At 60.5% G+C, this 25,138-nt stretch carries 24 protein-coding genes and 1 pseudogene; 19 read left to right on the top strand and 6 right to left on the bottom strand.

The window, feature by feature from the left end; translation table 11 throughout:
* Positions 1–351 precede the first annotated feature (351 nt).
* Positions 352–1,071, top strand: a complete 720-nt coding sequence (locus tag Amn_RS15885) for a hypothetical protein (protein ID WP_286290342.1) — start codon at positions 352–354, stop codon at positions 1,069–1,071.
* A 3-nt stretch (positions 1,072–1,074) separates the two neighbouring features.
* On the top strand, positions 1,075–1,245 hold the full coding sequence (locus Amn_RS15880; protein WP_286290340.1) for a hypothetical protein: 171 nt from the start codon (positions 1,075–1,077) through the stop codon (positions 1,243–1,245).
* A gap of 5 nt (positions 1,246–1,250) precedes the next feature.
* Here the strand turns inward: Amn_RS15880 and Amn_RS15875 are convergent, their stop codons facing one another.
* Entirely contained in the window at positions 1,251–2,324 is a 1,074-nt protein-coding gene (locus Amn_RS15875) for an acyltransferase family protein (protein WP_286290338.1), read from the bottom strand.
* A 114-nt stretch (positions 2,325–2,438) separates the two neighbouring features.
* Here Amn_RS15875 and Amn_RS15870 point away from each other — a divergent pair, with 114 nt between their 5' ends.
* The 4 genes and pseudogenes from Amn_RS15870 to Amn_RS32635 all read left to right on the top strand — a co-directional run.
* Positions 2,439–2,774, top strand: coding sequence for a glycosyl hydrolase 108 family protein (locus Amn_RS15870; RefSeq protein WP_353622408.1), 336 nt, complete (start codon positions 2,439–2,441; stop codon positions 2,772–2,774).
* Positions 2,656–3,222 carry a lysozyme family protein gene (locus Amn_RS15865; RefSeq protein WP_286298233.1) on the top strand — a complete coding sequence of 189 codons (567 nt, stop codon included), beginning with the start codon at positions 2,656–2,658 and terminating at the stop codon, positions 3,220–3,222. The genes Amn_RS15870 and Amn_RS15865 overlap by 119 nt, the downstream gene beginning before the upstream one ends.
* A 2-nt stretch (positions 3,223–3,224) precedes the next feature.
* Positions 3,225–3,479 (top strand): hypothetical protein, encoded by a 255-nt coding sequence (locus Amn_RS15860; protein WP_286290336.1) that lies wholly within the window; start codon positions 3,225–3,227, stop codon positions 3,477–3,479.
* Positions 3,446–3,652, top strand: a pseudogene (locus Amn_RS32635) (hypothetical protein); the annotation flags it as partial. The gene Amn_RS15860 and the pseudogene Amn_RS32635, both read left to right, overlap by 34 nt.
* A gap of 169 nt (positions 3,653–3,821) precedes the next feature.
* On the opposite strand, the gene Amn_RS15850 reads toward Amn_RS32635, so the two are convergent.
* On the bottom strand, positions 3,822–4,709 hold the full coding sequence (locus Amn_RS15850) for a hypothetical protein (protein WP_286290334.1): 888 nt from the start codon (positions 4,707–4,709) through the stop codon (positions 3,822–3,824).
* Between the two features lie 46 nt (positions 4,710–4,755).
* Here Amn_RS15850 and Amn_RS15845 point away from each other — a divergent pair, with 46 nt between their 5' ends.
* Positions 4,756–5,892 carry an adenylyl-sulfate kinase gene (locus tag Amn_RS15845; protein WP_286290332.1) on the top strand — a complete coding sequence of 379 codons (1,137 nt, stop codon included), beginning with the start codon at positions 4,756–4,758 and terminating at the stop codon, positions 5,890–5,892.
* Between the two features lie 267 nt (positions 5,893–6,159).
* Here the strand turns inward: Amn_RS15845 and Amn_RS15840 are convergent, their stop codons facing one another.
* The 3 genes from Amn_RS15840 to Amn_RS15830 form a co-directional block, all read right to left on the bottom strand.
* A complete protein-coding gene (locus Amn_RS15840; protein WP_286290330.1) occupies positions 6,160–7,053 on the bottom strand; it encodes an IS481 family transposase in 894 nt (297 codons plus the stop codon).
* Between the two features lie 228 nt (positions 7,054–7,281).
* On the bottom strand, positions 7,282–7,959 hold the full coding sequence (locus tag Amn_RS15835) for a hypothetical protein (RefSeq protein ID WP_286290329.1): 678 nt from the start codon (positions 7,957–7,959) through the stop codon (positions 7,282–7,284).
* The gene (locus Amn_RS15830) at positions 7,956–8,993 is read right to left on the bottom strand and encodes a hypothetical protein (protein WP_286290327.1); all 1,038 of its coding nucleotides are present in this window, start codon (positions 8,991–8,993) and stop codon (positions 7,956–7,958) included. The genes Amn_RS15835 and Amn_RS15830 overlap by 4 nt, the downstream gene beginning before the upstream one ends.
* A 628-nt stretch (positions 8,994–9,621) precedes the next feature.
* Here Amn_RS15830 and Amn_RS15825 point away from each other — a divergent pair.
* From Amn_RS15825 to Amn_RS15795, 7 genes are all read left to right on the top strand, one after another.
* Positions 9,622–10,695: a PP2C family protein-serine/threonine phosphatase gene (locus Amn_RS15825; RefSeq protein WP_286290325.1), complete on the top strand. Its 1,074-nt coding sequence runs from the start codon at positions 9,622–9,624 to the stop codon at positions 10,693–10,695.
* A gap of 29 nt (positions 10,696–10,724) precedes the next feature.
* Complete coding sequence (locus Amn_RS15820) at positions 10,725–11,759, top strand: serine/threonine-protein kinase (protein WP_286290323.1); 1,035 nt, start codon at positions 10,725–10,727, stop codon at positions 11,757–11,759.
* Positions 11,756–12,826 carry a serine/threonine-protein kinase gene (locus tag Amn_RS15815; RefSeq protein ID WP_286290322.1) on the top strand — a complete coding sequence of 357 codons (1,071 nt, stop codon included), beginning with the start codon at positions 11,756–11,758 and terminating at the stop codon, positions 12,824–12,826. The genes Amn_RS15820 and Amn_RS15815 overlap by 4 nt, the downstream gene beginning before the upstream one ends.
* A 107-nt stretch (positions 12,827–12,933) precedes the next feature.
* Entirely contained in the window at positions 12,934–13,335 is a 402-nt protein-coding gene (gene tnpA, locus Amn_RS15810) for an IS66-like element accessory protein TnpA (protein ID WP_286288512.1), read from the top strand.
* Positions 13,332–13,679: an IS66 family insertion sequence element accessory protein TnpB gene (gene tnpB / locus Amn_RS15805; protein ID WP_286288509.1), complete on the top strand. Its 348-nt coding sequence runs from the start codon at positions 13,332–13,334 to the stop codon at positions 13,677–13,679. The genes tnpA and tnpB overlap by 4 nt, the downstream gene beginning before the upstream one ends.
* Before the next feature lie 93 nt (positions 13,680–13,772).
* Complete coding sequence (tnpC, locus tag Amn_RS15800; RefSeq protein WP_286297879.1) at positions 13,773–15,356, top strand: IS66 family transposase; 1,584 nt, start codon at positions 13,773–13,775, stop codon at positions 15,354–15,356.
* The gene (locus Amn_RS15795) at positions 15,353–15,970 is read left to right on the top strand and encodes a plasmid pRiA4b ORF-3 family protein (protein ID WP_286288506.1); all 618 of its coding nucleotides are present in this window, start codon (positions 15,353–15,355) and stop codon (positions 15,968–15,970) included. The genes tnpC and Amn_RS15795 overlap by 4 nt, the downstream gene beginning before the upstream one ends.
* A gap of 169 nt (positions 15,971–16,139) precedes the next feature.
* On the opposite strand, the gene Amn_RS15790 is transcribed toward Amn_RS15795, so the two are convergent.
* Positions 16,140–16,367 carry a hypothetical protein gene (locus tag Amn_RS15790; RefSeq protein ID WP_286290319.1) on the bottom strand — a complete coding sequence of 76 codons (228 nt, stop codon included), beginning with the start codon at positions 16,365–16,367 and terminating at the stop codon, positions 16,140–16,142.
* Between the two features lie 220 nt (positions 16,368–16,587).
* Between Amn_RS15790 and Amn_RS15785 the strand changes: the two genes are divergently transcribed.
* From Amn_RS15785 to Amn_RS15765, 5 genes are all read left to right on the top strand, one after another.
* A complete protein-coding gene (locus tag Amn_RS15785) occupies positions 16,588–17,214 on the top strand; it encodes a recombinase family protein (protein WP_286290317.1) in 627 nt (208 codons plus the stop codon).
* 409 nt (positions 17,215–17,623) lie between these two features.
* Positions 17,624–18,028 (top strand): hypothetical protein, encoded by a 405-nt coding sequence (locus Amn_RS15780; protein ID WP_286290315.1) that lies wholly within the window; start codon positions 17,624–17,626, stop codon positions 18,026–18,028.
* Between the two features lie 1,449 nt (positions 18,029–19,477).
* Positions 19,478–19,831, top strand: a complete 354-nt coding sequence (locus Amn_RS15775) for a hypothetical protein (protein WP_286290312.1) — start codon at positions 19,478–19,480, stop codon at positions 19,829–19,831.
* Positions 19,824–20,798: a hypothetical protein gene (locus tag Amn_RS15770; protein ID WP_286290310.1), complete on the top strand. Its 975-nt coding sequence runs from the start codon at positions 19,824–19,826 to the stop codon at positions 20,796–20,798. The genes Amn_RS15775 and Amn_RS15770 overlap by 8 nt, the downstream gene beginning before the upstream one ends.
* 451 nt (positions 20,799–21,249) lie before the next feature.
* Entirely contained in the window at positions 21,250–24,981 is a 3,732-nt protein-coding gene (locus Amn_RS15765) for a hypothetical protein (protein WP_286290308.1), read from the top strand.
* The last annotated feature ends 157 nt before the right edge of the window (positions 24,982–25,138 follow it).

Below are 25,138 nucleotides of genomic sequence, written 5' to 3'. Positions count from 1 at the left end.
CATTGCCGACAGTAAGCTTGTAATTCGGTCGCAAGACCCCGGCATCAACTCGGACAACGGAATTACTGCGACCTGTACAAATTCATCGGTTTGGAAAAGCGAGCGGGCGAACCGCCGCCAACCCGAAAGCTCTCCGTGTTCTCTACGACGTGGCAGATGGAGCCGAAAGTGATTGTCGTCCGTGGTCTCTGTCGGGTGAAATCGATTGGCGAAACAACAGTAACCCTTTCACAGGTGAAGGCGGCGTTGCAACGTCAGGTGTAGCAAACAAGTTCGGTACAGGGGCCGGTGTGTGCTGGGGGGGGGCATTTTCAAGCCAACGATCTGACGAACGCTGCGACCACCGGCGGCTTGATTGGTACAGAAATCAAGATCACCGCCAACGGCCCAGACACGAACTCCCATCGCTACGGCATTGACCTGATTGCATTCACCAATCCAGCCACCGGCGGCGCCGCGGGCCGCTTTACCGCCGGCCTGCGCATCCGCAACGGCGGCACGTCGGGTAAGTGGATCAACGGCATTCTGATCGGTGGTGGTGCCGAAGCGATAACTACAGGCATCAACATCCAGAATTCATCGGGTGCCGGTGGCGCCGGCATCGTGGACTCCGGCAAGAAGGATTACGGCATCAGGATCACCGGCACGTATGCTGGTGCGGGGCTAGACTTCTCCTCCGCCGCCGCTGGCGTCGTTTCGGCTGTTCGGCTCCAGCGTGCCCAGAAAATAGACTTCGAAGCGACCGGCACGCTCAGCATGACGATGCCAACCGCGACCAACAACGTAGTCCTTCAGAACGGCTCGACCGAAATCTTTGGGTTCAACATCTCCAATTCGACGTTTCGCATTGCCACCAATCCTGTCGTCGGCGCCAGAAAGACCGGCTGGTCTATCGACACGGGTACCGCGAAGCGCACGGCGAATGCGACCTGTGCGGGAACCGCGTCTGCTGAGTATGTGCAGGCAGAAATGACGGCGGTCATGAATGCCCTCCGGGACGCGACACAAACAATCAAGGCCCTGAAAGATGACCTTCACGCGACAGCCGGTCACGGTCTGATCGGAGCATAACTCATGGAAAACTTTCTCATCCCGCAGGCATTGGCACAGGCGCTGCTCGACTACCTTGCAGCACGCCCCTATCGGGAGGTTCATCACTTCATCGACGCGATGGTTCGGCTGCAGCCGGCCGATGTGCAGGCTGATGGACGTCAAGACAACACTGAGTCCGAAGCCGCGGCCTAGTCGCTTCAGCCCGCCTCGTTGGCATCAAGCGCAGGGCGCGTGGGCTGGACAGACGAAAGATAGCCGGAAACAGTGTCTTTCAGTGCGAGCGCCTTCTTTTCCACCAGGAACCACGAAAGCACAGCCATGACGACGGTCAGCGGGAGGGCCGTGACCGTCAGCCAATATGGGCCGATGGCCGCACCGAAGAGGTGAACGATCGTCTGCTGGATCGGAAACGCATAGATGTAGACCCCGTAGCTGACGTCCATGCCGAAGGGCATCTTGATAAAAGGGCCAGAAAAGGCCAGCGAGTAGATCAAGTATGGCATGACCACGAAGTAAATGGCGAAGCCGGGCATGGTCCGAACAGTCGCCACCATCAGGCATATTGCCAGCAACACAACCCACATGCTCGGCTTGGGACGCCAAAACGAGAAGATCGCGCCCGCGAGGTAGAAAAACCCATAGTGCAGGGTCGTGAACGGGCGGACGTGAGGGAGGATGGCGGGGCCTTGATTGGTCCACCCAAGATCGAATTGCGTGACGCCGACGAAGAACGAACCGAAAAAGGTCGCAGCTAGCACGACATAGACCCAAACTGAGCGGTTCAGCCGGGTCATGATCAGTGCCAAGGTAACGATGTACATCGCGACCTCTAGCGGGATAGTCCAGATGGAGCCGTTTACGCCAGCGTGGGGCAACCCCTCGAAAACGCCCGGCAACCGGAATTGCAACCCAAACACATAGATGTTGCCCAGATACCCACGTGTCGCGGGATGAGTGATGTAGTCCCAAGCAGGCAGGGTCGTGCAGAGCAAGCCCAGCACGAGGCAGAAGAGAACTGCGAAGAAAAGCGCCGGTAGAATACGGAGCGCTCGCGCGGCGACAAATTCAATCGCCGATCGGCGGATCGACGAGACAGTGACGAGATACCCGCTGATGAAGAAAAATGTGTCGACCGCCATACCTGACGCGCCGAAGTACAGGAACACGGAAGCACTGGGATCCGACTGACCAGTCAGCGGGAAACTATGAACAACCAGTACCGTGATCGCGGCAATGTGCCGAAGAACGTCAAAATTGTTTTCGTGCCGCATCCGAAGTCTACCCATCTCTCCCGGCGGACGTAGCAAGTAGCGCGGAAAAAGCAACCCCAACGCCCCGCACCCTGCGGGAATTACGGCGGCTGCCCACCACAATGGAGTACTCCCATGGACCGCAATTTCCCGCGGGCGCTTTCGCTCGTCCTGAAACATGAGGGGGGCTGGTCAGATCATCCGGCCGATCCTGGCGGCGCCACCATGAAAGGCGTCACGCTGGCGAACTTCCGCCGTTACGTGAAGCCGGGCGCCACCAAGGACGATCTGCGGGGGATCACCCACGCGCAGTTGTCCACCGTCTACCGGCGCTTCTACTGGGACGCTGTGCATGGCGCCGAACTGCCCCACGGCGTCGACTTATGCCGTCTTCGACTTCGTTGTGAACAGCGGGCCGGGCAGAGCGGCCAAGTACCCGCAGGGCGTCGTCGGTGTCGTGCAGGATGGTAGGATCGGCCCGGCCACCATCGCAGCCACCAAGACCGCGATGCGCGCCACCGTCATCAACGACCTGTGTGACAAGCGCATGGCGTTCCTGCGGAGCCTGAAGACCTTGCCGTCCTTCGGCAAGGACTGGACGGACCGCGTCTTTGGCGTGCGCGACGCGGCGCTGAAGATGGCCGAACCGAAACCGGCTTCGCCTCCGGTCGCCGCGCCTCCGGTCACCTCCGAGCCCGTCGTTATCGAAAAATCCGTGGTCGCGGATCCTGGCGAGCTCGAGCAGCATCCGATGAAGAGCAAGACCGTCTGGCAGTGGATCATCACTAGCGTGATCGTGCCGATACTGGCGGTGTTTCAGGACTGGCGCAGCGCTGACCTGGAGCCACACAGCGGCCTATCGCTACGGCCGTTCGGCCGAACAGGCGCGGTTTGTCGCCGAGATATCCAAGAGGAATGACAATGCCGGCAACGTTGCTGAGCACTGGCGCGCTGAGCTTCGCCGCTGCACTGGCACTGGCGGGCTGTTCGACTTCGAAACCGGCGCCTGTCAGCACTGACGGGCTGCGCACCGTTGTCGGCACGTCGCTGGTCGGTGTTCAGGGCAAGACGCCAGAAGACCAGGCTGGCATCGACGAGACCGCGGCCGGCCTATTCACCGGCGGCATCTGGACCAAGAGCGAATGTGCGCGTCACGGAAAGGAAAGCCGCCTGTGACCGAGCGCAGCATGGATATGATGCTTGGCGGTATGGAAGGGCAGCTTGAAGCGATCCTCGACCGGATGGATCGAGCTGACGAAAGCCGCGCAGGGGTTCACCGCCAGTTCGATGAGTTTGTGCATCGCCTCACGCGCGTCGAGTCCGACCTGATCTCGGTAAAGCACAGTCAGGCGAACATGCAGGCGGTGACCGACGACGTCGTTAATCTTCGAACACAGGCACAGGGCGCAGGCACGGCTGGGCGGCTACTGCTGAAGACAGGGATCGCAATCGTCGGCGCTGCCGGGTGGTTTCTGGGGCCTATACATGGTTCACCGGCCGGCCGCCACCCTGACCAAATCAGACAAGACGGTCTTTGTATTCGTCGATGCACGCCAACTTGTAGCGGCCGAGATCATCCGTGTCGAATGCAACGTCCTGCAACTGCTTTTCGAATAGGTCGACCGCAAACCTGTAAAGCTTGAAATCCCAGTGAAACGCCTCCTCGACCAGATCGAGATCGTTCTTGTCGATGGTGCTGACCAGGGGGCGGTCGCTGTTTCGGTCGTCACGCTTCCACGCGGGCACTGCCGATAGACCGCAGAGATGTGCAAAAAGGAAGATCGTTTCCTCGAAGCGCTCTGCCAAGCCAAGGCAGTGGACATCCTTGGCCAGTGCCTGTTTCGCCCTATCCAGCAGTTCGTCGCCTGGCAGTTTTCGCAGTTCGTGCATCTCAGGCCCATAGCCAGCGCCAAACTGCTCAAGCTGACTATAGGTGATGCCCTTTGTGTTCCTGACCCATTCGATAAAGGCAGGCATCGAACCTCCGAAATCCTTCGAATGGTGTCGCTCAAGCCACCGGTAGACCGAGAATATGCGGGGGAGAGGATGGCGCAGGATTGTAACCAAGGCGCGATGCGGAGCAGGAGAAATAGCTCCATAGATGTTGTGGTCGACGAAGAACGCGTGCCCTGAGGAGTTTCGAATGATCTCGTGGAAGTCGCGCTCGTGCTGCGGGATACTCAGATAGCGCGAGAAAAACTGATTCAGCCGCGCTTCCCGTTTGTATCCTTCGCGCAAGACGGTGGACAGAGCAAGCGACCCGCTCTTGTTGATTCCGTGAAAGACGATCTGTCCATCTTGGATCGGTTCGAAACGGCGAGACCGTACACGTACGGGAGAGTAGCCTTCCGGTAGTGGTGTCTTGTAGTTGGCCCTAATATTTTGTAGCCACGAAACAAATTTCATGTTGCCCTAACGGTGGAAAGTTTTGAACGGTTTGCAAAATGTTGACTTGAACTCTGGTGTGATCTGGATAACGGGCTTTTCTGCGGCTGGGAAGACAGCCGTAGGCAGGCAAGTCCAGTCCCAGTTGCTCGAAGCCGGGCAGCCGTCGATTTTTCTCGACGGCGACGATCTGCGCTCCATCCTGGGAAATAATTGGGGATACGAACGAGATCAGCGGGTCGAGCTCGCTAAAGTGTACTTCCGGCTCTGCAGCCACCTGTCCTCGCAAGGATATGCGGTCGTTATCAGCGCCGTCGCCATGTATGACGAGGTGGTGCAGTGGATGCGGAGGCACATCCCGCGAAGCCTGCAGATTTATCTGCGCGTACCAGAGGATGAGCGGCGCGCCCGCGACCAAGAGACCAAGAAACTGTATGGGAGCATCGGTGACGTTGCCCGGCTCTATGATGAGCCTGCCGCTGCTGATGTGGTGATTGACAACCACGGAGGGGTTTCGCCTGCCGACAGTGCCGCGCTGATCGTCGAGGCATTTCTCAACACCGCGTGGCGCAGTCCGGACATGGGCCGCACCGCTCATTGGAGCAGCTACTATTCGAAAGGCGCGGCGCCCTCGTCGCCTTCTCCGTTCGCGATGGCCGTTGCCGAAAAGCTGTCGCCGCGCCCCATAACGTTGCTGGAGGTCGGCTGTGGAAACGGCCGGGATAGCATTTTCTTCGGACGCCAAGGCCATCGGGTCGTTGGCATCGATCTGTCCGCACAGGCGATCGAGAACTGCGAGGCCAACAAGGGCGATATCGATGCCGAATTCCGCTCTGGTCGGCTTCCTGAACTCCCATCCCTGCAAAACGGGAAGTTCGATGCCGTTTATAGTCGCTTCGTCTTGCACGCCATGCCGCTCGCGGAGGAGGTCGAGACGCTCGAGGCGGTCCATAGGTCGCTCAAGCCAGGTGGTCAGCTGTTTATCGAATGCAGGTCCATCAATGACCCAATGGCACGTTTGGGCGAGGTGATTAGCCCGACCGAACGCATACACGGTCACTACCGCCGCTTCATCGTGAGGGATGATCTACTGCGCCGTTTGGAGGTGGTCGGTTTTGATGTCGTTCACTCGCTCGAGGCTAAGGGCCTGGCAGTCCACAAGGACGACGACCCGACAGTCATCCGCGTGGAAGCCAGGAAGTGATCGTCGCTTTGGCCACCCCAAGCGCCCCGCTGCCGAAAGGTGGCGGGGCTTTTTTGTCGTTTATGGGCCCCTGCCTCGCTCTTGCGAAGCTAACGAGCGCCGTTAGCCTGGCTCTGCCGCGGCGCGAGAGCGAGTAGAACGGTGCGGGGGCGACCGCATCTAGGCATTCCCATCCACTTCGTCGTCTTCGTCCAGCATCCGTACCGGCAGATACCCGCCCTTTTCCAGCCATTCGCGGATCACGACGCGCAAGCATGTCTTGCTTGCTCATCCGCAGATCGGCCACCAGCGCGTAGACCGCCTCCTCGACCTCCTGGTCGAGGAGGTGTTGCGCAGGCGTTCGTTCGATGAGGCGTATGGCCTGGCATAGGCCCATTCGCGCAGCGAAGTCTGGATGAAGCGCTCGGCCTTGCCGTTGGTGCGCGGGGTGTAGGGCCTTGTGCGGATGTGTCGGGCACCGGCACCTTGGAGTGCCTGGGCGAACAGTTTGGAGCGATACGCCGAGCCGTTGTCGGTCATCACCCGCTCAACCCTGGCGCCCAGCCTGGCGTACCAGGCCAGTGCCCGGTTGAGGAACCCGGTGGCATCATCCCGGCCCAGGCTGGGCAGCAGTTCGACATAGGCGAGGCGGGACGCATCGTCGATGGCGACATGCAGGTGTTCGTAGCCGATGCCTCGGGCGCGATGATGGCCTTGGTGCTGACCCGTGATCCGATGGCCAACGCCGTCGATACGGCCCAAGGTCTTGATGTCGATATGGATCAGTTCGCCCGGCCGCTGCCGTTCGTAGCGCAACACCGGGGGCCGGGGATCGAGCCAGGCCAGCCGGTTCAGTCCCAGCCGGCGCAGCACCAAGCCTACCGTCGAACGCGCCAGGCCCAAGGACCGGGCAATTGCCGGCCCGGTCATGCGCTGGCGCCGCAACTGCTCGATCCGCGACACCTGCATGGCTGCCAGCCGATGCCGGCAGTTGCGCGGCGCTGAACTGCGATCGTGCAGAACCCGGTCGCCGGCCCGGTAGCGGTCGAGCCAGCGATAAGCCGTTCGTTCCGAAACCCCGGCCGAACCGGCAGCACGCCGGTTGGCTTCGCAACCCCAGCTTCTCAGTCCCTCCTCGAATGAACAACCTTCATAGCTTCGACACCTAGGCTGGTCTGGCAATCAGCACTGCTGCTGGTCGTTCGCGAATCTGCGCGAGGGCGAATGGCCGCGCGGGCGATTGTCCGGCGGCCTTGGCATTACCCGGAGAGCGGTCGTGCGGGCAGGGCAACGCCGTGCCGCAAGCCGTCCCGGCAGGATCACCCCGTCACTGCAGGATCGCGTAGCGTGCGCCGGCATTGACCTTGATGGCCGAGCTGCCGCGTTGCGGGGTCGAGGCGATTGTCAGCGTCATGATGGCGCAATTCTTGTTCTGGGCGCGGATCTGGCGCAGCCCTTGGCAACGGCGTCGTAATACCTCGTCCGTTGTGAAACCCAGCTGTCGGTCATGATCGACTTGTCGTCGCCGTCATTCAGGTTGAGCGGGATTTCTACGTAGTTGAGTTCGGGCGCCTTGGCGACCTCGCCGAATGGCTCGCGCTGGACGAAGGTCAGGCGCATGCTGACCTGGTACAGATCTTCCGTCGGCCGGGCCGAAACCCTGTTGACCGCGCATTTGCTGGCGAAGGCCTTGACGATCAGGTCGCATTCGGCGCGCGCCAGGACGGGCAGGCGAGACGCGAGATACGCCTCGACGTCGTTGGCGTCGAAAGCGTTCTGGTCGCCGCGCCGGATGTCCGTCAGCCGCATATGCATGTTGAGGGAAACAGTGCGCGTCTGCTCGAAGTCGTCGAAGTTGCGCAGCGCCACCAGACCCGGCGCGCCCTCGGGCACGACCTTGACGCCCTGGAAATCCGATGCCCGCCGTTCAGCCGCCTTTTCCTGGCTGTCGCTCACCATGCCCATCATCTGCATGATGTAGGCTGCGGCGGCGACGTTGAAGATCAGGCTGCCGATGAGCGGCGCGCCGACCAACAGCAGCAGCACGACGACCACGATCTTGAGAAAACTGCCCTGCATGGCCGTCATTGCTTCCGATTGAGAGTTGTGAGGTCGCCTCCGGCGAGCTGTTGTGCCTTCATGGTGACGAGATCGGAATGCTTCGAATCATAGTCGTCGCGGGAGGCGGCAACGAAGGCGTAGTCGGTGCGGGCGAGTTGCACGGTGGCGTCGGTGATGCCACGGTAAGGCAAGCGCTCTTCGAGTGATGCCGGCAGCGGCCCGACGATGGCGTGGTTCATCTGGTCGATGCCGATGGTGACCTCTTCGCTGGCCTTGCCGAAACTGGCGCGGAACCAGCGGTCATATCTGTTGTAGATCGCATTGCGGCTGGCTACCGCCTCCTTGGAGATCTGGTCGCCGCCCTTGGCAGCCTCGACGACCCTCCAGAACGGTTGTGGGCGGCGGGATATCGATATCTTGCAATCCTTGGCGGCGTTGCCGGCCAGCACGGTGACCGGCGTGCCGGGCTCGAGATTGACGATACCGGCGTTGCGCGTGCCGATGATGGCAACGCGCGAGAGGCGGGCATTGGGCGATTTCTGGATGTTCCAGAGCGTGTCGAAGCCGCCGGCAAGCACCAGATAGACGGGCGCCGCCGTTTCGGTGACGACCACATTGACCACCCTCAGCCGATCGCCGGAGCGGTTCGAATTGACGCCTGGGTCCTTTCCGTCATTCTGCCATTGCGAGACATAGGCTTGCGCCCGCTCCAGCACTTCCGCCTGCGACAGGGCGAAGACATCGGAAACCTGATTGGTCTCGTTGGTGTGAATCTGGACGAGCTTGTCGCCGACGGACGGAAGCGGAAACTTGCAGCTTTGGGTCGTCTCGAGCCAGCCGATCTTGGCCGGGCGCTCGCCTTCGACGGGTGCATAGCCCGTGACGACCGATTTGAGCCAGCTGAGAGAATTGTCCTTGCCGACAATGACGTTCGAATCGACCTGATAGCCGAAGCGGTCCGTTCTCAGGGAATCGGCAGGATTACCTTGCGGTGGCGAATCGCTGTCCGAACATCCGGTCAGCAGCAGCGTTAGAATGCCCAGTGAGAGGAAACGTATCATCCTGCGCCCGACAAATGACCTTAAGATATGGTTGCATATCTAGAGTGGACATATTGCAGGTTGCTTAAGGCTGAATGCGTAATTCGTTGCGATGTCTGATTCCAACGAATCGCTTGAGCGGCGATGGTGTGAAAGGCCGATCAATACTGACATGGGGGCTACCGGCGGCCGATATCAGGTGATCTGCGCTCAGAAGGCGTGACAGGCCTGCAAGGACAGTTTGCGCGGTAAGGCGGACAACAACCGAAGACCCGCCAAGGCGAGGGCTGATCTGAAAACTTCGATGCTTTGAGAATGAAGTGGCTCCCCGGGCCGGGCAATCCGAACGAAATCGAACCGGGCGAAGATCCAAGATTTCTACAACATGTTCAATGCGTTAAGCTAGAAATCTCCACTGGCCGGTATCGGGCCATGTGTACCTCATGTGGCCCAATTGTGGACCGCGACAACAGTACGATAGCGGCGCCTGGTTGCCAAGACAATACTGGATTCCGCCCCTACCAAGTGAGAGCTAGCGCCCAAGTCTGAGTAAGCCCAAGATGGCAACGAGCGCGGCGATTCCTCTGTCGAAAGCCGTAATTGTGAGCTACTACCTGAAAATACTGTTCTGCGCCAAATTGGAGCACTTGTGACAACAGGACTTGTTAAGCGCATTGAGTTCTTCCTTTCTGGCGAGCTTTCGGGGCGGAGCACTCTGGTGAGTCCCGGATTGGCCCTCGGCACGCTGAAAGGGCCGGTGCGAGTTGAAAATCAAGACCGCGCAGCGGTTGCGACGCTCTCGATGCCATCTGGTGAAACATTTCTTATTGCACTTGTTTGCGACGGAATGGGAGGGATGGCTGCGGGGGGAGAAGCAGCGGCCTGTGCCGCTAGCAATTTTGTTGGCCAGTTCGCCACCAGCTCTCGGCGTTCTATTGAAGATATTCTGCATGACGCGGTCTCGGCTGCGAACCGAGAGGTTTTCCGCCGGTTCCGGGGCAGTGGCGGGACCACGCTTACAGCTATTGTCTCGACCAGTATGAAAGAAGCTTGGGCGGTTCATGTGGGAGACAGCCGCCTTTATGAGTGTGGCGCAGAGGAAGGGCTTAGCCTTCTTACCCGAGACGATACCATTGGGGGCCAACTGAGGCCCCCCGGCAGCGCGGACGAAGACACTCTTGACAATCGACTGCTCCAGTTTGTTGGCATCGGAGCGCCGATAGAGCCACATATTTTCCGTCTCCCTAAGGGCATGGAGCCGACATACCTTCTGACTTCCGATGGCGCGCACAGCCTCGGAAGGAGGACCCTTGACGGCATAGCCAGGCGGTCTCGCAGTCCCGCAGAATTGGTCCGCAAAGTTGTCTTTGTGGCGGAAGCGGTGGGAGTCGAGGATAACTCGACAGCAGTTGCGATAACGGGGTCTGATGTTGTCTGGACGCCTACCTTCGGCGACGGCGCCGAGTTGACGCTTTGGGGGGTAAGCGACCGGCTTGAAATATGGATAGAACGACCGCTTCGCTCTCCTCAACGTGTGCAGCCAGAAGCACTCAAGGACAACAAGCCAACCGCAGCGGCTGATAAACCTAAGAAACCGTCACGGGGCGGCAAAAAGGCGAGCAAGAAGGCCGACCCAAACGCCAGTAAGAGGAGCGATGACGAAGTAGGAGCCAAGCCGCAGCTGAATATTGAGTTTGGAAGCAAGGACATCGAAGAATTATGATTGGGCTTCCAAGTCGGTATGCAACTGTCTTGCAGACCCTTTCGGGCGGCGGCATGTCGGATACGTTGGTGTGTCTTGACGAGAATCTTCAACGCAAAGTGGTCGTTAAGTCTCTTAAAGCCGGGATTGAGAAACACCGCCTGATGGATGAACTGTCTGCGCTAGCAGACATAAGATCAAAATACGTTGTGCAAGTCCTAGACGTCTTACGAGATGGAGAGGAAATAGTCGGTTTTGTTGAAGAATTTATTGAAGGTAAAGAAATATCGCCCTTGGATGTTTCGACCGATGAATTAATATCTATTGGTATTTTATATTCTATCGTTGCTGGAATCCAGGACATTCATGCTGCGGGGAGGGTGCATCGAGATATTAAGCCAGATAACATGAAGTTCGATGTGTCTGGAGTTCTTAAGATATTTGACTTTGGTTTGGCAAAAATTGAAAAGGACGCGAAAACAAAGCAGTTGTACTTTACAAAGTTCTACACGGCGCCTGAGGTGTTCGTATCCGACAAAGATGGAAATCATATTTTTACTGCAGCGGTGGACGTTTTTGCGTTTGGCGCTACGGCGCTCTGGCTGCTGAATGGCGGTAACCTTCCGCCTGAACTTGGCTCAATACCGCCGTCTGTTCCTGCGCTGCCTGCTATTTTCGATGCAATACCGCTAAAGTTGTCAGCGGGGATAACCGCGTTGCTTAATCGTTGTCTAAGTTGTGATCCGAACGCTCGGCCTTCGGCGGCAGAATTGAAAATCGCAATAGGAAAGCAGTTGCTTTTTGGTAAGCATCGAATGCTTCTAACTCATTCGGGGATGGACCATGTGGTTGATGCTTCTCGGAGTCAGGTGAAGCTAAGCTCTGGTGCAGATTCTGTTACAATAAGCTACAATGGGCTTGAGTTTGTGGTTACGAATGTTTCTGGACATGTTCGGCACAATAATAGGCCTGTAGTTGTTGGTTATATCCTTCAGGGTTCGTCTGTTATTGTTCTCGGGGATCCCGGGTTGCGGGGGCGAACGTCAATTACTGCCGACATATCCCACCCGGAGGTGATGAATTGAAGGGCCCAATTTCAACCGGGATGTCTCCACTTGCGGGGCGATATGTTCCGAAGGACTGGATTGGCGCAGGGGGTATGCAACACGTGTATCTGGCGTTCGATGTGTTGTTCGAACGAAATGTCGCTCTTAAGACCCCCAAGGATGATTCTGGAGCCAAACGGTTCAAACAATCGGCGGTCGTTAGCGCGAAGGTTAACCATCAAAATGTTGCGAAGACGCTTGATTATTTTGAAGAAGGGGAGAGGCCCTACCTTATAGAGGAGTTAGTTCCTGATACAGATTTATTTGCAGTAATGAATGGTAATCTGCCATACCTACCTCCTTCTACATGTGCTCGAATTTTACACCAATTGGCCAAAGGGTTGGCGGCTTCCCATGCTGTTGATGTTGTCCATCGAGATTTGAAGCCGAGCAACATTATGGTTGTCGGCGGGGCTCGGTTTCATGATGTGAAGATTACGGACTTCGGCATTGCGAAGATGGCTGAGGATGAAATCGGTGAATGGGCGGAGGTTGGCGGGGCAACCTCTTCCAAGACGGTCCTCGGAGCGATCCCATACATGTCCCCTGAGGCTATAAATGACTTCAGGGTGGCAAAGAAGTCGTCTGATGTTTGGGCAATTGCCGCCATAATCTACGAATTGCTTTCCGGCGAACTCCCGTTCGGTATGGGGCTGAAGTCGATCCCGAAAATAGTTGAGGCAATCCCCCCTAAGAGGCCCAGCCTAATCAATGGGCCACAGTTCAAGACTCTTGGTGGTCAGCTATACGAGATAATTCTGCAATGCTTGGACAAGGATGTTGGCAAGCGTCCATCAGCTGATCAGTTGGTTCAGCTGTGTGGAGAGCTTTGCTACGGCCCAACCTCGTACGGCTACGGGACGGTAGTTGACCTGCCAGGCATAACGGGGCGCATCCATGATGAAAAGGGCGCCGTCTTGATGTGGCATCCTAAGTGCTTTTATGGGTCAGGCTCGGTGAGTGTTGGGTCCAGAGTATGGTTCGGACGCGATTCTGGCGTGCCCTATGATCGCGCTTTTCCAATTGTCAAAGCCTTGGTTAAGTGAATGCCGGTGTCCAAATTTGTACGATAGACGTATCCCTCCGGTGAGGACCGCCTTGCGGGCTGAGGGCGAACGTCGGAAGTCCTAGGGATAATCCTAGGAGTAGCCCTATGACGATGCCGCGGGTGGAGGTGATCACGTCGGTCGAGAGACGCCGGCGGTGGTCGCGTGAGGAGAAGGAGAGCCTGGTCGCGGCGTCTCTTGAGCCTGACGTGTCGGTGTCGGAAGTCGCGCGATCGGCGGGCATTCACGTCAGCCAACTCTTTCGATGGCGCAAGGACCTGTGTGATCGGGTCGATGCCGGTCCCTCGCAATTGGTCGCGGTCGAGATCGTTCCTGCTGCTGCGCCGCCCGCCGTTGAGGCGCCGGCGCCATCGGCGTCTCCCGGCCGACGTCGCCGCAAGAGCGGCATCATCGAGATCGAGCTTGGCGGCGGGCGCCGCGTCCGCGTCGATCGCGACGTAGATGCCGAGGCGCTGCGGCGCGTTCTGGACGCGCTCGGGTCCCGATGATCCCGGTTCCGAGCGGCGTGCGGGTATGGCTGGCGACCGGCCACACCGACATGAGGAAGGGCTTTCCGGGCCTGGCGCTGGTGGTGCAGGAGACGCTAAAGCGTGATCCGCACAATGGTCATCTGTTCGTCTTCCGCGGCCGTCGCGGCGATCTGATCAAGGTTCTGTGGCACGACGGCCAGGGCGCCTGCCTGTTCTCGAAGAAGCTCGAGCGCGGCCGCTTCATCTGGCCATCGCCGGCCGACGGCGCAGTCACTATCACGCCGGCCCAACTCGGCTATCTGCTCGAAGGCATTGATTGGCGCATGCCGCAGAAGACCTGGCGGCCGACGGCGACCGGCTGACGATTTTGGCCTTGCACATGGCGGTGGATGTGATTCCATCGATTGGTGTCCGCCGCTGAATCGCTCCCTTCCGACCTCGCCGCCGCCCACGCGATGATCCTCGCGGAGCGCGCCGCGCGCGTTGAGGCCGAAGCCCTTGCCGCCCGCGCGGCGGCGGTCAGTTCCGGGACGGAGGCGCTGATTGCACGACTGAAGCTGGAGATCGAGAAGCTCAGGCGCGAGCTCTATGGCAGCCGTTCGGAACGCAAGGCCAGGCTGCTCGAGCAGATGGTACTACAGCTCGAGGATCTGGAGGCGGACGCATCGGAGGACGAACTCGCTGCCGAGAGGGCGGCGTCCCAGACACAGACGGTTCGCTCATTCGAGCGCCGGCGCCCGTCGCGCAAGCCGTTCCCGGAGCATCTGCCGCGCGAGCGCGTGGTAATTGCCGCACCCGAGAGCTGCCCGTGCTGCGGATCGGTCCGGCTGTCTAAGCTGGGCGAGGACGTCACCGAGACGCTGGAGGTGATCCCGCGCCAGTGGAAGGTGATCCAGACGGTGCGCGAGAAGTTCTCGTGCCGGCAGTGCGAGGCGATCACGCAGCCACCGGCGCCGTTCCACGTCACGCCGCGCGGCTTTGCCGGCCCGAACCTGCTTGCCATGGTGCTGTTCGAGAAGTTCGGCCAGCACCAGCCGCTGAACCGGCAGAGTGAGCGTTATGCCCGCGAAGGCATCGAGCTGAGCCTGTCGACGCTGGCCGATCAGGTCGGCGCATGCGCGGTGGTGCTGCGTCCGCTGCATGCGCTGATCGAGGACCATGTGCTCTCGGCAGAGCGGCTTCACGGCGACGACACTACGGTGCCGATCCTGGCGAAGGGCAAGACGACCACCGGTCGAGCCTGGATCTATGTCCGCGACGATCGGCCCTTCGGCGGTGCATCACCACCGGCAGCCCTGTTCTACGCATCCCGCGACCGGTCCGGCGATCATCCCGAGCGGCACCTGAGGCAGTTCACCGGCATTCTGCAGGCCGACGCCTATGCCGGCTACAACCGGCTCTACCTCCGCGACCGCAAGCCCGGACCGGTGACGGAGGCGCTCTGCTGGAGCCATGCGCGGCGCAAGTTCTTCGTGCTTGCCGACATCGCCGCCAATGCTCGTCGGGGAAAGGCCGCGCCGCCGATCTCGCCGATCGCCTTCGAAGCCGTCAAACGCATCGATCTCCTGTTCGACATCGAGCGCGACATCAACGGCTTGGCTGGCGAGCAGCGTCTTGTCGTCAGGACCGAAAGAAGCGCGCCGCTCGTCGCCGAGCTGGAAGCATGGATGCGTGGCGAGCGTGCCAGGCTCTCGCGCCACGCCCCGGTCGCCCAGGCGATCGACTACATGCTCAAACGCTGGGCGGGCTTCGCTCGTTTCCTCGAAGACGGGTGCATCTGCCTGACGAACAATGCTGCCGAACGGGCGCTGCGCGGCTTGGCTCTCGGCAGAAAGTCGTGGCTCTTCGCTGGGTCGGACCGTGGCGCCGATCGCGCGGCCGTCATGTATACCCTGATCGGCACGGCAAAGCTCAATGATGCTGACCCGCAGGCTTGGCTCGCCGATGTGCTCGCCCGCATCGCCGACACGCCGCAAAGCCGGCTGTCCGAACTCCTGCCGTGGAACTGGAAGGCGCAATCTGCAAGATTGGCGGCATGAGCCACGCCGATCGCATCGCCCGCATCAGGATCCAGCTCGATGACTGGCAGCCAGCCATCTGGCGGCGCGCCGAGGTGCCGCTGACGGCAACGCTCAAGGCCTTGCACGACGTAATCCAGGCGGCCATGCCGTTTGACGACTATCACCTGTTCGAGTTCCGCGCCGACGGAAGGCGCTACGCCATCCCTAATCCCGAATGGGATAGCCTGCGCGATAAAACCTACTCGGCGAAGACCTTGCGGCTCGGCTCGCTGGTCGATCGCGGCATCATGCAACTGACCTACACCTACGACTTCGGTGACGACTGGAGGCACACGATCACGATCGAGGCGGTCGCCGATGCCGATCCCGCCGCCGAGTATCCCCGCTACATCGACGGCGCCGGCCGCGCCCCACCCGAAGATGTCGGCGGCATCCCCGGCTTCGAACTGTTCCTCGACGCCATCGCCGATCCCAAGCACGAGCAGCATCGCGAACTCAAGCGCTGGCACGGCCGTCCGTTCGATCCCGCACATGCCGATGAAGACGAAATCCAAACCCGGATGAAAAAGCTCGCCAGACGCCGCGCTCTCGGCAAGGTCGGCTTCGAGAAAAGCCGTAGTCAGGCACGCTGACAATCCAAGGCGGCCGCGGCCCCCACCGGAGGCTTACCGATAGACCGATCTAAAAAATACCAAAAAATCTGAGACCTCGACCTCGACAAGTGAGGCGGCGCGATACCCCCCGGTAGGGGGTCTTCTCACGGAGCGGCTGCGCTTGGTTGTCGCGCGGATTGAAGTCAGGTCAGTCCCGTCCTTCGGCTGGCAGCAGTCCGTCAAATACCTCCAGCAGCGCTGCGGAGATTGCGGTGCCGAGCGCGTTCCCTGTCGCCCTCAAAGCCTCCTCGTCCCCGTCACGAGCCGCCAGTGCGAGAGCCGTGCCTTGCTCTCCGACGATAGCCTTGGCGCGCTCAATTGCCCACAGCGCGAAGTCGCTCCGATTGTCGACCACTACGGCGTCTGTCTCGTCCATCTCGTCTCACTCCGGGGGCCACGTTCGGGGGGCGATATAGCAGAGCCCACAGGCCGAGCAATGGCCATCAGGACAGGGGCCAGAGCCGGTTACTTCTGGGTGCGCCTCTGGCAGACCATTCAGCCACCCTGCAAACGTTGGTCTGCTAATTGCCATTGACAGCCCTATGCAGACCACTAATATGCAGACCAGTTCAAGCAGACCGATGAGAGCCTCTGTCATGTTCATTCGCGCATACCTCCGCGCCTCGACCAAAGAGCAGGACGCCCAACGGGCGCGGAAAGATCTTGAAGCCTTCGCCACCGAGCGAGGCATGACGATTGCAAGCTGGTATGTCGAGAACGAGAGCGGGGCGAAACTGGATAGGCCCGAGCTTCACCGGCTACTCGGCGATGCCCACGCCGGTGATGTGATACTGTGCGAGCAGGTGGACCGCCTGTCCCGATTGGGAGCTGACGATTGGCAGAAGCTCCGGTCTGAGATCGCAGCAAAGCGCCTCCGCGTCGTCGCATTGGACCTGCCGACCTCATGGCAGATGGTCGGAGCGAACGGGGATGAGTTCACGCAACGCATGGCCGACGCCATCAACGGCATGATGCTGGACATGCTGGCCGCCATCGCTCGCAAGGACTACGAAGACCGCCGCAGACGACAGGCCCAGGGCATCGCAAAGGCACAGGCCGAGGGAGCCTATCGGGGCCGCCCAGAAGACACAGAGCGGCTAGAGCAGATTGGCATTTTACTAGCCGAGGGGAAGTCGTGGAGCGCCGTCATGCGATTGACGGGTGCCAGTCGGGCGACAGTTGCCAAAGCTGCCAAAAGGGTTCAGCCGGAGGCAGCGCAATGAGCGCCATCAGCTTGGTTGTGATTGTCCCGGTGGCGCTGGCAGGGCTATGGGGCGTATGGGACACGTTCTTTCGCTGGTAGGCCCTGATCTCGCGCAACCACTCCGAGGCTCCTTGGCGACCCTGCCGGGGCCTTTCCGTTGCCCCCTTTTGGCGACTCTGGTGATTACCACCCGCTACTAGATAGTCCGCGCCGCTCCTGCCTGAGTCAATTTGTCCATTCGTTCCTGTCGTGGGACGATCCGGCGGCGATCTCGCGCAAGAGGCGTTGGCCGCCTTGGAGAAATTGGTCTCGGCAATGGGACGAAACCAATATCGTTCCGATTGTGGGACTAAGTAATTGTTTCAAATCAGTTTTATGGCGTCTATGTGGTTGCCGTTCAATCATCACTCAACACAGGACGGCCCATTATGCATATCGACCAAGACCCCACAGTGGCTCCCATTTCGACCACCTCGCTATCCGACCTCAAAGCTTCCATCGGAGCACTGATCGCCGCCGACGCTGCCTTTTTTGAAGCGGCCTCGGCTCATGGACTGGACATAGAGGTGAGGAACGCAGTCACGGCACTTCGCCATGCAGAAGACTTCCTACAGCAAGCCGCCATGGCGCTGGCAACTGGTAGCGGGCTCGCTTCCCCGGACGTGCTGACGCCGTTTCGTTGGGCGGTCATGAAGGTGGTCGAGTTTAATGCGGTCCTGCCGGAGGAACTGCGGGGAGACCTGTCCGTTCACTGCTTCCGCCGCGACATGCGGCAGCGTCGGGGACGCGCAGTCGCCGTGTCCTCAAGCGAGGAGGAGGAAGATGAGCGCTGATAGGTAAGTGGGTGAACGCGGACCGCTGTTCCCTCCTCATCCAATTACCCCTTACCTCTAGGATGGGGTCCCCCTGTACATACCTATAAGGGTATAGCGAGGAGGCCCCTTACGGCTGTTCGATATGAGCACCTTCGATATGCCCCCACCTACGGCTCCCTCCTCCAAGGAACCACGGACAGAGTGCTTCTGACAGTGAGTCCGTTGGATTTCCCCTTGCTAGTTGGCCATCGCGTCCGTCCGTGTCGCTATCAGTTTTCAGACGTGTATTAGCCCGGCAACAGTAGCGCCCATAGGGCAGCAAGCGGCGCACCAAGCCTAAAACCCATCATCATCAATCTTGAGCGGCCTTGCAGGACACCTTGCAGGGCCGTTCGCTTTTCTCATGTGAAGGAACCAGCGATGTTCTTATCGCCATCACCTAAACTGCCGAACATCAGCATCATCCGCGCGGAAACATCCCGCCGCTCAATGTCGCGCGAGCCTTCTCGACCCACCCCGGTCCCTTTCACCGATGAGTACGGCGTGGAGTGCCTTAGGGTTGCACTCGACCGTCAAGGGAGACGACATGCCTTGGTCGAGGCAGGGGCATACAGGCAAGTTCTCGACGCTGGAGCGACCGCCGCATGGTTCTTGAACGCGAACTCACAGGGCCGCGAATACGTCCGTACTTATGTTCCTGACGGGACACGAGGCGGGACGCTTGTGCAGGTGGCTCGTGTCGTCGTCGGCGCGGGCGCCAAGTCCGTAATCAGATATTCCAACGGCGACACCCTCGACCTTCGGAGTGGTAACCTGCTTTGGGAACGGGGCAGGGCCAAGCGGAACGACACGGCGCTGGCGCATCAGAGCAAGGCGCTACGTCTGGAGCGTGGTCTATGAGCCGAGGGTGGGCGGCCCGACCGTGGGTAGACGCCTCGGCGCTGGCTCCGCCGCAGACAATGACGGCGGGCGGCGTGAGAGTTGTAGCGCTTCGGGACAGTTCCGACATGCTCAGGCGATTCGGAGTCCGCCAGGGTAAGTGTCGTGGATGCGGAGTCTTGTACGTCGCGGGCCATGGACATGAGCGATTGTGCGCCCGCTGTACCAGCGCTGGGAGTGCACCAATTACACCCCCGGCAATAGAGCTTGCCGAGGATCAAAGCGGGGCACCTGCCGAGGTTCTCACGGATGGCGATTGGAGCAAGTCCGATCCGTTCGACACCGCCTTCGGTAATTTCTCCCGTCTCCGTGGAGACTGACCGCTATGGGCCGCCAGATCGTGCAGCCTACGGGCCACGCGCGGGCCCTTGTCGTCGCCCGCATAGCGCAACGGCTCATGGCCGCCATTGGGGACCGATCGAAGTACGGCGAAGGGCACGAAAGCCTTGTGGCTGATGCCCTCGTGGTCGTGCTTGGACGCCCCACCCTCCGAACCATCAGCCATCACATCGAAACTAAGGAAATGACATGAACCACAAAGCAGCGGCAGCGATTGCCGACAACGCCGCTTGGACCAAGGTCATCGAGCGAGAAAACGGCCAGTGCTACTCATCCGAATACGAGATCGGGAAGACGACCGGCGCACCAGTCCGCAGGGTCAAGCAGATGGTCTTCCGCTACCGCGAAATGAGACAGGCGGGGATCACCCCGAGCGGCGATTGGTGGCAGGACCGCGTTGTCGTCCGCCTCCCGGTCACAGCCACGCACTTACCCGTAGATCGCTCGTCCCCCAAAGACCGAACAAACTCTCGGCTAAACGCGGCAAACGCGATTCAGAAACCGACTCAGTCAACTTCAACAGGAAACCTCATCAATGGCTAATATTAACTCAGTCACCATCGACAGCAGCTACTCCCCGGAACAGCACGAGGCACTCGTCCGACAATTCGAGAACGCCAACGGGCACAAGGCTTTCGCCCCAGCTATGCCGACCATCACCATCGGCGGCAAGACCACGCACGTTGATGTCGGCACCAAGGGCCGCGACGGCTCCCGGACCATGGGTATTCAGACCGCATACGCCGCCCCCTCTCTCCGTCCCGGTCATGTTGTCATCGGTGGCGTTGAGACCACTGTCGAGGCCGCGATACAGGCCGGTCTTATCAGCCGGGAGGATGCTGCGTCGGGTTTTAAGCAGCCCGTCGAGCGTGGAGCCCGGCAGTGGGCCGCGACGGCGGGCGACACCGGCACCAGCAACGGCGCTAAGGGCGCTCACGACTCCGCACAGGACCGCCAGAGCGACACCGGGACCGACACCCTGGAAGAGGCCCAACACGCCCTAGAGGCCGCCGCACGGGTCGCCAGCGAAACCATCCAGAGCATCGAACAGGCCCATGGTCCGCAGATGGTCGATATGGGCTTGGACGAGGTGGCCGACAGTGGCTATCTGCCCGAGGCTGACAAGCTCCCGGAGGGCGTCACCGCCGACCACCTAGACCAGATCGTCGCCGGATATACGGCCCAAGCGAACGATACGCTTTTGGGCGTCGGTTCGTCCGTCAATATGCTGATGGAGACGATGACCGACGATGAGCTTCGAGAAGCACGGCGGGCAACGATCATGGGCGATGCGAGCAAGATGCAGCATTTCGGGCAGCAAGCCGTGAACCGTCTGGCGCTTCTACCAACCGCCAATCCCGAAGCGTTCGCCGAAATGGTCGAGGGCATGTCTCCGGCAGAACGCAAGGCCCTGTCGAAGAACAACCGGGGCGAGTGGATCGTGACTGTTCCGGGGCGGCCAGCGTTGTCCTTCGGGGCGGCTGTACGGGCCGGGATTGTGCGGGTCTAAGGTTGTCGCGATAGGTGGGCGTCCCCTGAATACCCTTATTCTTAAGCTGCCTCGACCAGTGCCTCTATGAGTTCGTATACCCGGTAGAGGTCCCACGCCCTCTTGATCCAGCGGATCGCGAGGCGGAAGTAGCGAATAAGGTCAGGTTTATGAGAACTTGTACTTCCCATTGACCAATCCTCCTTACATTCGAGCTAAGAGAGACCCTTAGCGGCCCGTCCGTCGTGGATTGCACGAACGGCATATGGCGATGCTTTGGACTATTGCCTGAACGAATGTATCGGGGGACGCCCACTGCCGACGTAGTGGGCTCAAGGTGTCGTGTCAATCGACCGCCACCCTGCTATGCGCCCTCCCAAAATGAATCTTAAGGCCCCGTTTCGAGACGCGCTCAGCGCTCTTGAGCGGGGTCTTTCTTTTTGAACAGCGCAAGAGCGCAATAGGAGACTGAATGACTACCAGACTTGCCGACGCCATCAGGGCGGAAGCGGAACGCATCGGGGCGGACCCCCAAGACTTCGCCACGGTCATGTCCTACGAGACAGGCGGCACCTTCGACCCTTGGCAGAAGGGCCCGACGACCCAACACGGCACCCATCGCGGTCTGATCCAGATGGGCGAGCCGCAGCGCAAACAGTTCAACTACTACCGTGGAATGCCCATTGAGGACGCGGTTCGCTCCTCGGCGGACTTCCTCGTCGCCAACGGCTTCAAGCCGGGCATGAGCATCCACCAGATGTACGCCACCATCAACACCGGTAGCCCCAACGGGGGCCACAAGTCGGACGCCAATAACGGCGGCGCTTGGGGCACCTCGGACGACAAGGTGAACCACCAGATGGAGGGCCATAAGCGGAAGGCCGCGGCCCTTCTCGGGGGCACCTATACGCCCACCGAACGGACCCACTACCCGGACACCCAGGGCGACGTTAATCCTGACATCACCACGCACCCGGACGCGGCCCTCGGCACACAGCGCCCGGTCAACATCGTGGAGCGCAACGCCAACCCCGAACCGCAGCCATACGACAGCTTTGGCGGTGAGGTCAGCGCGGCCTTCCAGTCGCAGACGATCACCGCTCAGATGCTCCGGTGGGCCTCCGAAGACACCATCGATCCCGGCTATCAGATCGGGGAGGATCGCGGCGTCGAGCTTGCGAAGCAGTACCCCGACACCTACCACGACTTCCTCCTCTCCTCGGGTTCCGAGAACGTCCTCCAGCAGCGCCTAAAGTGGGCCTCGGAGGATGTCGTCCGCCAAGAGCGCCTCGCCGCTGGCGGCTGGTCAGCAACAGGCGCATCCCTCTTGGTGGGCGCTACGGACCCCGTAGTGGCCCTTCCGTCGCTCCTCACGGGCGGCATGGCCGGTGCAGCCATCGGTGGCCTTTCGGTCGCCGGTCGGGCCGCTGCTGGTGCTGCCATGGGTGCCGCTTCCAACGCCGCCATCGACTACGGCTCGCAGCAGTTGTTCGATGACCCCCACGCGGACCCCCTGATGGCGGCTGGCGTGGGTGCCCTGTTCGGGGCCCTAGGTGGTGCCCTCACGCGCGGCCGAGCGACGGCCTACGAGGCTGACCTTGCCTTCGAGCAGGTGGCGCTATCGGCGCGTCCTGTGGCCCCTCCGGTGAACCTTACCGGCTCCGCTGGTGCGGCTCGAAACCCGATGGCCCGAGACAACCTCATTCCCGACGCGCGGAGCCTCTCCGTCGAGATCAGGGATGAGGACGTTGCTACCGGCTTCGGCGGGTGGTTCCGACAGGGCGACGTGACGGGCCAGATGACGACCGCCAAGAACCCGCTCACCCGCCTCATCGGGCAGAACCTCTTTGAGGAGACGGCGGGCTTCAAGGATCACAGCGTCGTCCCCGACAGCGTGAACTCCCGCTTCACCGCACTCCACCGACAGATGCAGGGCAACTTCAATCTGGAGTACGTCCCGGCCAAGAACGCCTACGTCGCGGAAGGCGGACTGTCGCGCCTCAACATGACGGGCAAGGCGCAGCGCGAGGCCGAGTTCAATCGCCTCGTCGCGGACTACGTTTGGGAACCCCATCCGTCCCCGGACACGAACCAGCATGTCGTCAAGGCGGCGAGCGCCCTCAAGAAGGGCATGGCCTCCTTTGCCGATGAAATGAACCAAGCCGGTCTCTGGAACGGCAAGGCCGACGCCAACTACCTTCCACTGGTGGCGAACCATGAGCGCATCGCTCAGGTGGACACGATATTCCACCACGAGGTCATGGAGGGGCTCATTAAGGGCGCTATCCGCAAGCACTCCTCCGACATCAGCGACGAGCTGGCCGCCAAAATGGCCCGAGGCTATTGGGGGAACCTTCGCAAGGCCGGGTACGGGATCGAGGACGGGATGAGCAAGTCCCTCCACATGAACGACCGGGAGGGCTTCAAGTCCTCGTTCTACGACACCCTCGACAACAAGAACCTCCTATCCGACGACGAGTTGGGCCAGGTGTTCGATCTCCTGTCGGGGATGATGGACGACGCCAAGAAGACCACGGACGGCTCGAAGGGCGTAGGCTACCTCAAGCGCAGGACGCTCCTCGACTACAACGAGAAGTTCTCGGTCGCGGATCGACAAGGGAACGTCCACCAACTTCGGGTTCGGGACCTGTTCGAGGATGACGCCGAACTCCTCTACCGCCGCTATGCGCGCTCCATGTCGGGCCGCGTGGCCTTCGCCAAGACCAAGATCATGAACCCGTCCAACGGTGACGTGATCGCGGATGGCATCCGTTCGGAGGCCGATCTGGCGAAGCTCAAGCAGTCCCTTGCGGAGAGCTACAGGCTCATGCCGGGGACCAAGCGGGAGAAGGACGCGGAACTCAACAACGCCCTTGAGAACATCGACTTCGGCTGGAAGCGTATCAACGGGATGCCGGTCTACGGCTCCGAGAAGGCTTACGCTCAGTGGATACGCCGAGTGAAGGCGTTTCAGTTCGTCCGCCTGATGTCCAATATGGGCCTCAATCAGGTGCAGGAAACGTGGAAGATCGTGTCCCTGACGGGCTTCCGCGCTGCGGTCTCGCAGATGCCGGCACTCCGCTCGATGACCCGCGCCGTCATGGCCGGGAAAACCAGCAAGGACAGGCTCCTCAACGAATTGACCGACATGACCGGCATCGGTCTGGATAACCTCTGGAACCGCTACGACCTCCGCCTCACCGACGACCGTCTCGGAGCAGAGCCAGGTGGTCGCGTGACACAGTTCGTGGACAACGTTCTGGACGCGGGGCAGCGGCTCACCACCAACGTCTCGTTCATGCGCCAAATCCACGACTACCAGCAGCGGTGGGCGATGAAAGCCATCACGCAGCAGATCGCGGGAATGGCCCGGAAGGTCCGCCAGCAGGACGGGAGCTTCGATCTCTCGAAGATCAAGCAGCGGGACCTCGACCGGCTGGCCTCCATCGGCCTCGGGGAGCAGGACGCCAAGCTCCTGTTCAAGAACCTCCTCGACCACTCGGAGTTCGAAGGCCGGAAGATCGTCGGCGTCAACGTCGGCAAGTGGGACACGGATGCCGTCACCAAGTACCGGGTCTTCCTCGGGCGCTATACCGACCGTCTCGTTCAGCAGAACGACTTCGGCGGGCTCTCGAAGTGGATGTCCGTGCCTGTGGCACAACTGTTCACGCAGTTCCGCTCCTTCGTCTTCGGCGCGTTCGCCAAGTCCACGCTTTGGTCTCTGAACCATGGCGCATTCACCGATCCCCGGATGCTCGTCCTCCTCCTCGGAGAACTGGCCGCTGGCGCTGCCACCTTCATGGTGCGTCAGGCCGGTACGGCAGTCACCCAAGATGGGTGGGACAAGTATTGGGAGGAGACCATGGACCCGGTGAACCTCGTCAAGAACGGATGGGCCCGCACGGCGACCGCCTCGGTGGTCCCGATGTTCCTCGATAGCCTTACGATGTGGACTCCCGTCGGGCCGCAGTTCGGCAACGCCCGAGCCTCTGGCTCAGCCACCGACGCGTTCTTAGGCTCCCCGGCGCTCGACTACATTGACGTATTCCGAAACTTCGGACGGGGTGCGATGAAGTCTGCGTGGGAGGGTGAGGAGGTGTCACAGCAGCAACTGCGTACCGCCGCCCGCCTGATGCCGTTGGGAAACTGGATACCCCTCACAGCCACCCTCGGGGCGCTCATTGAGGATAGGCCCGAAAGATGACCTGAAAGGGCCCCGTTCAAGTTTGGGCGGGGCCTCTATCGTTGTCGCCAGCACAGTGGCGCTGTGGGGGGGTCAGGCGGCCTTCTTGGGCGCGCCCTTCGACTGTGACAGAGCAGCTTCAAGGGCCCGTCGTGCAACCTCTAGGCGGGCCTCGTCA

This window comes from Aminobacter sp. Y103A (assembly GCF_030294925.1).
Taxonomy (GTDB): Bacteria; Pseudomonadota; Alphaproteobacteria; order Rhizobiales; family Rhizobiaceae; genus Aminobacter; species Aminobacter ciceronei.
Note: the sequence above shows the minus strand (reverse complement) of the source record. Positions and strands in the feature narration are given on the sequence as shown.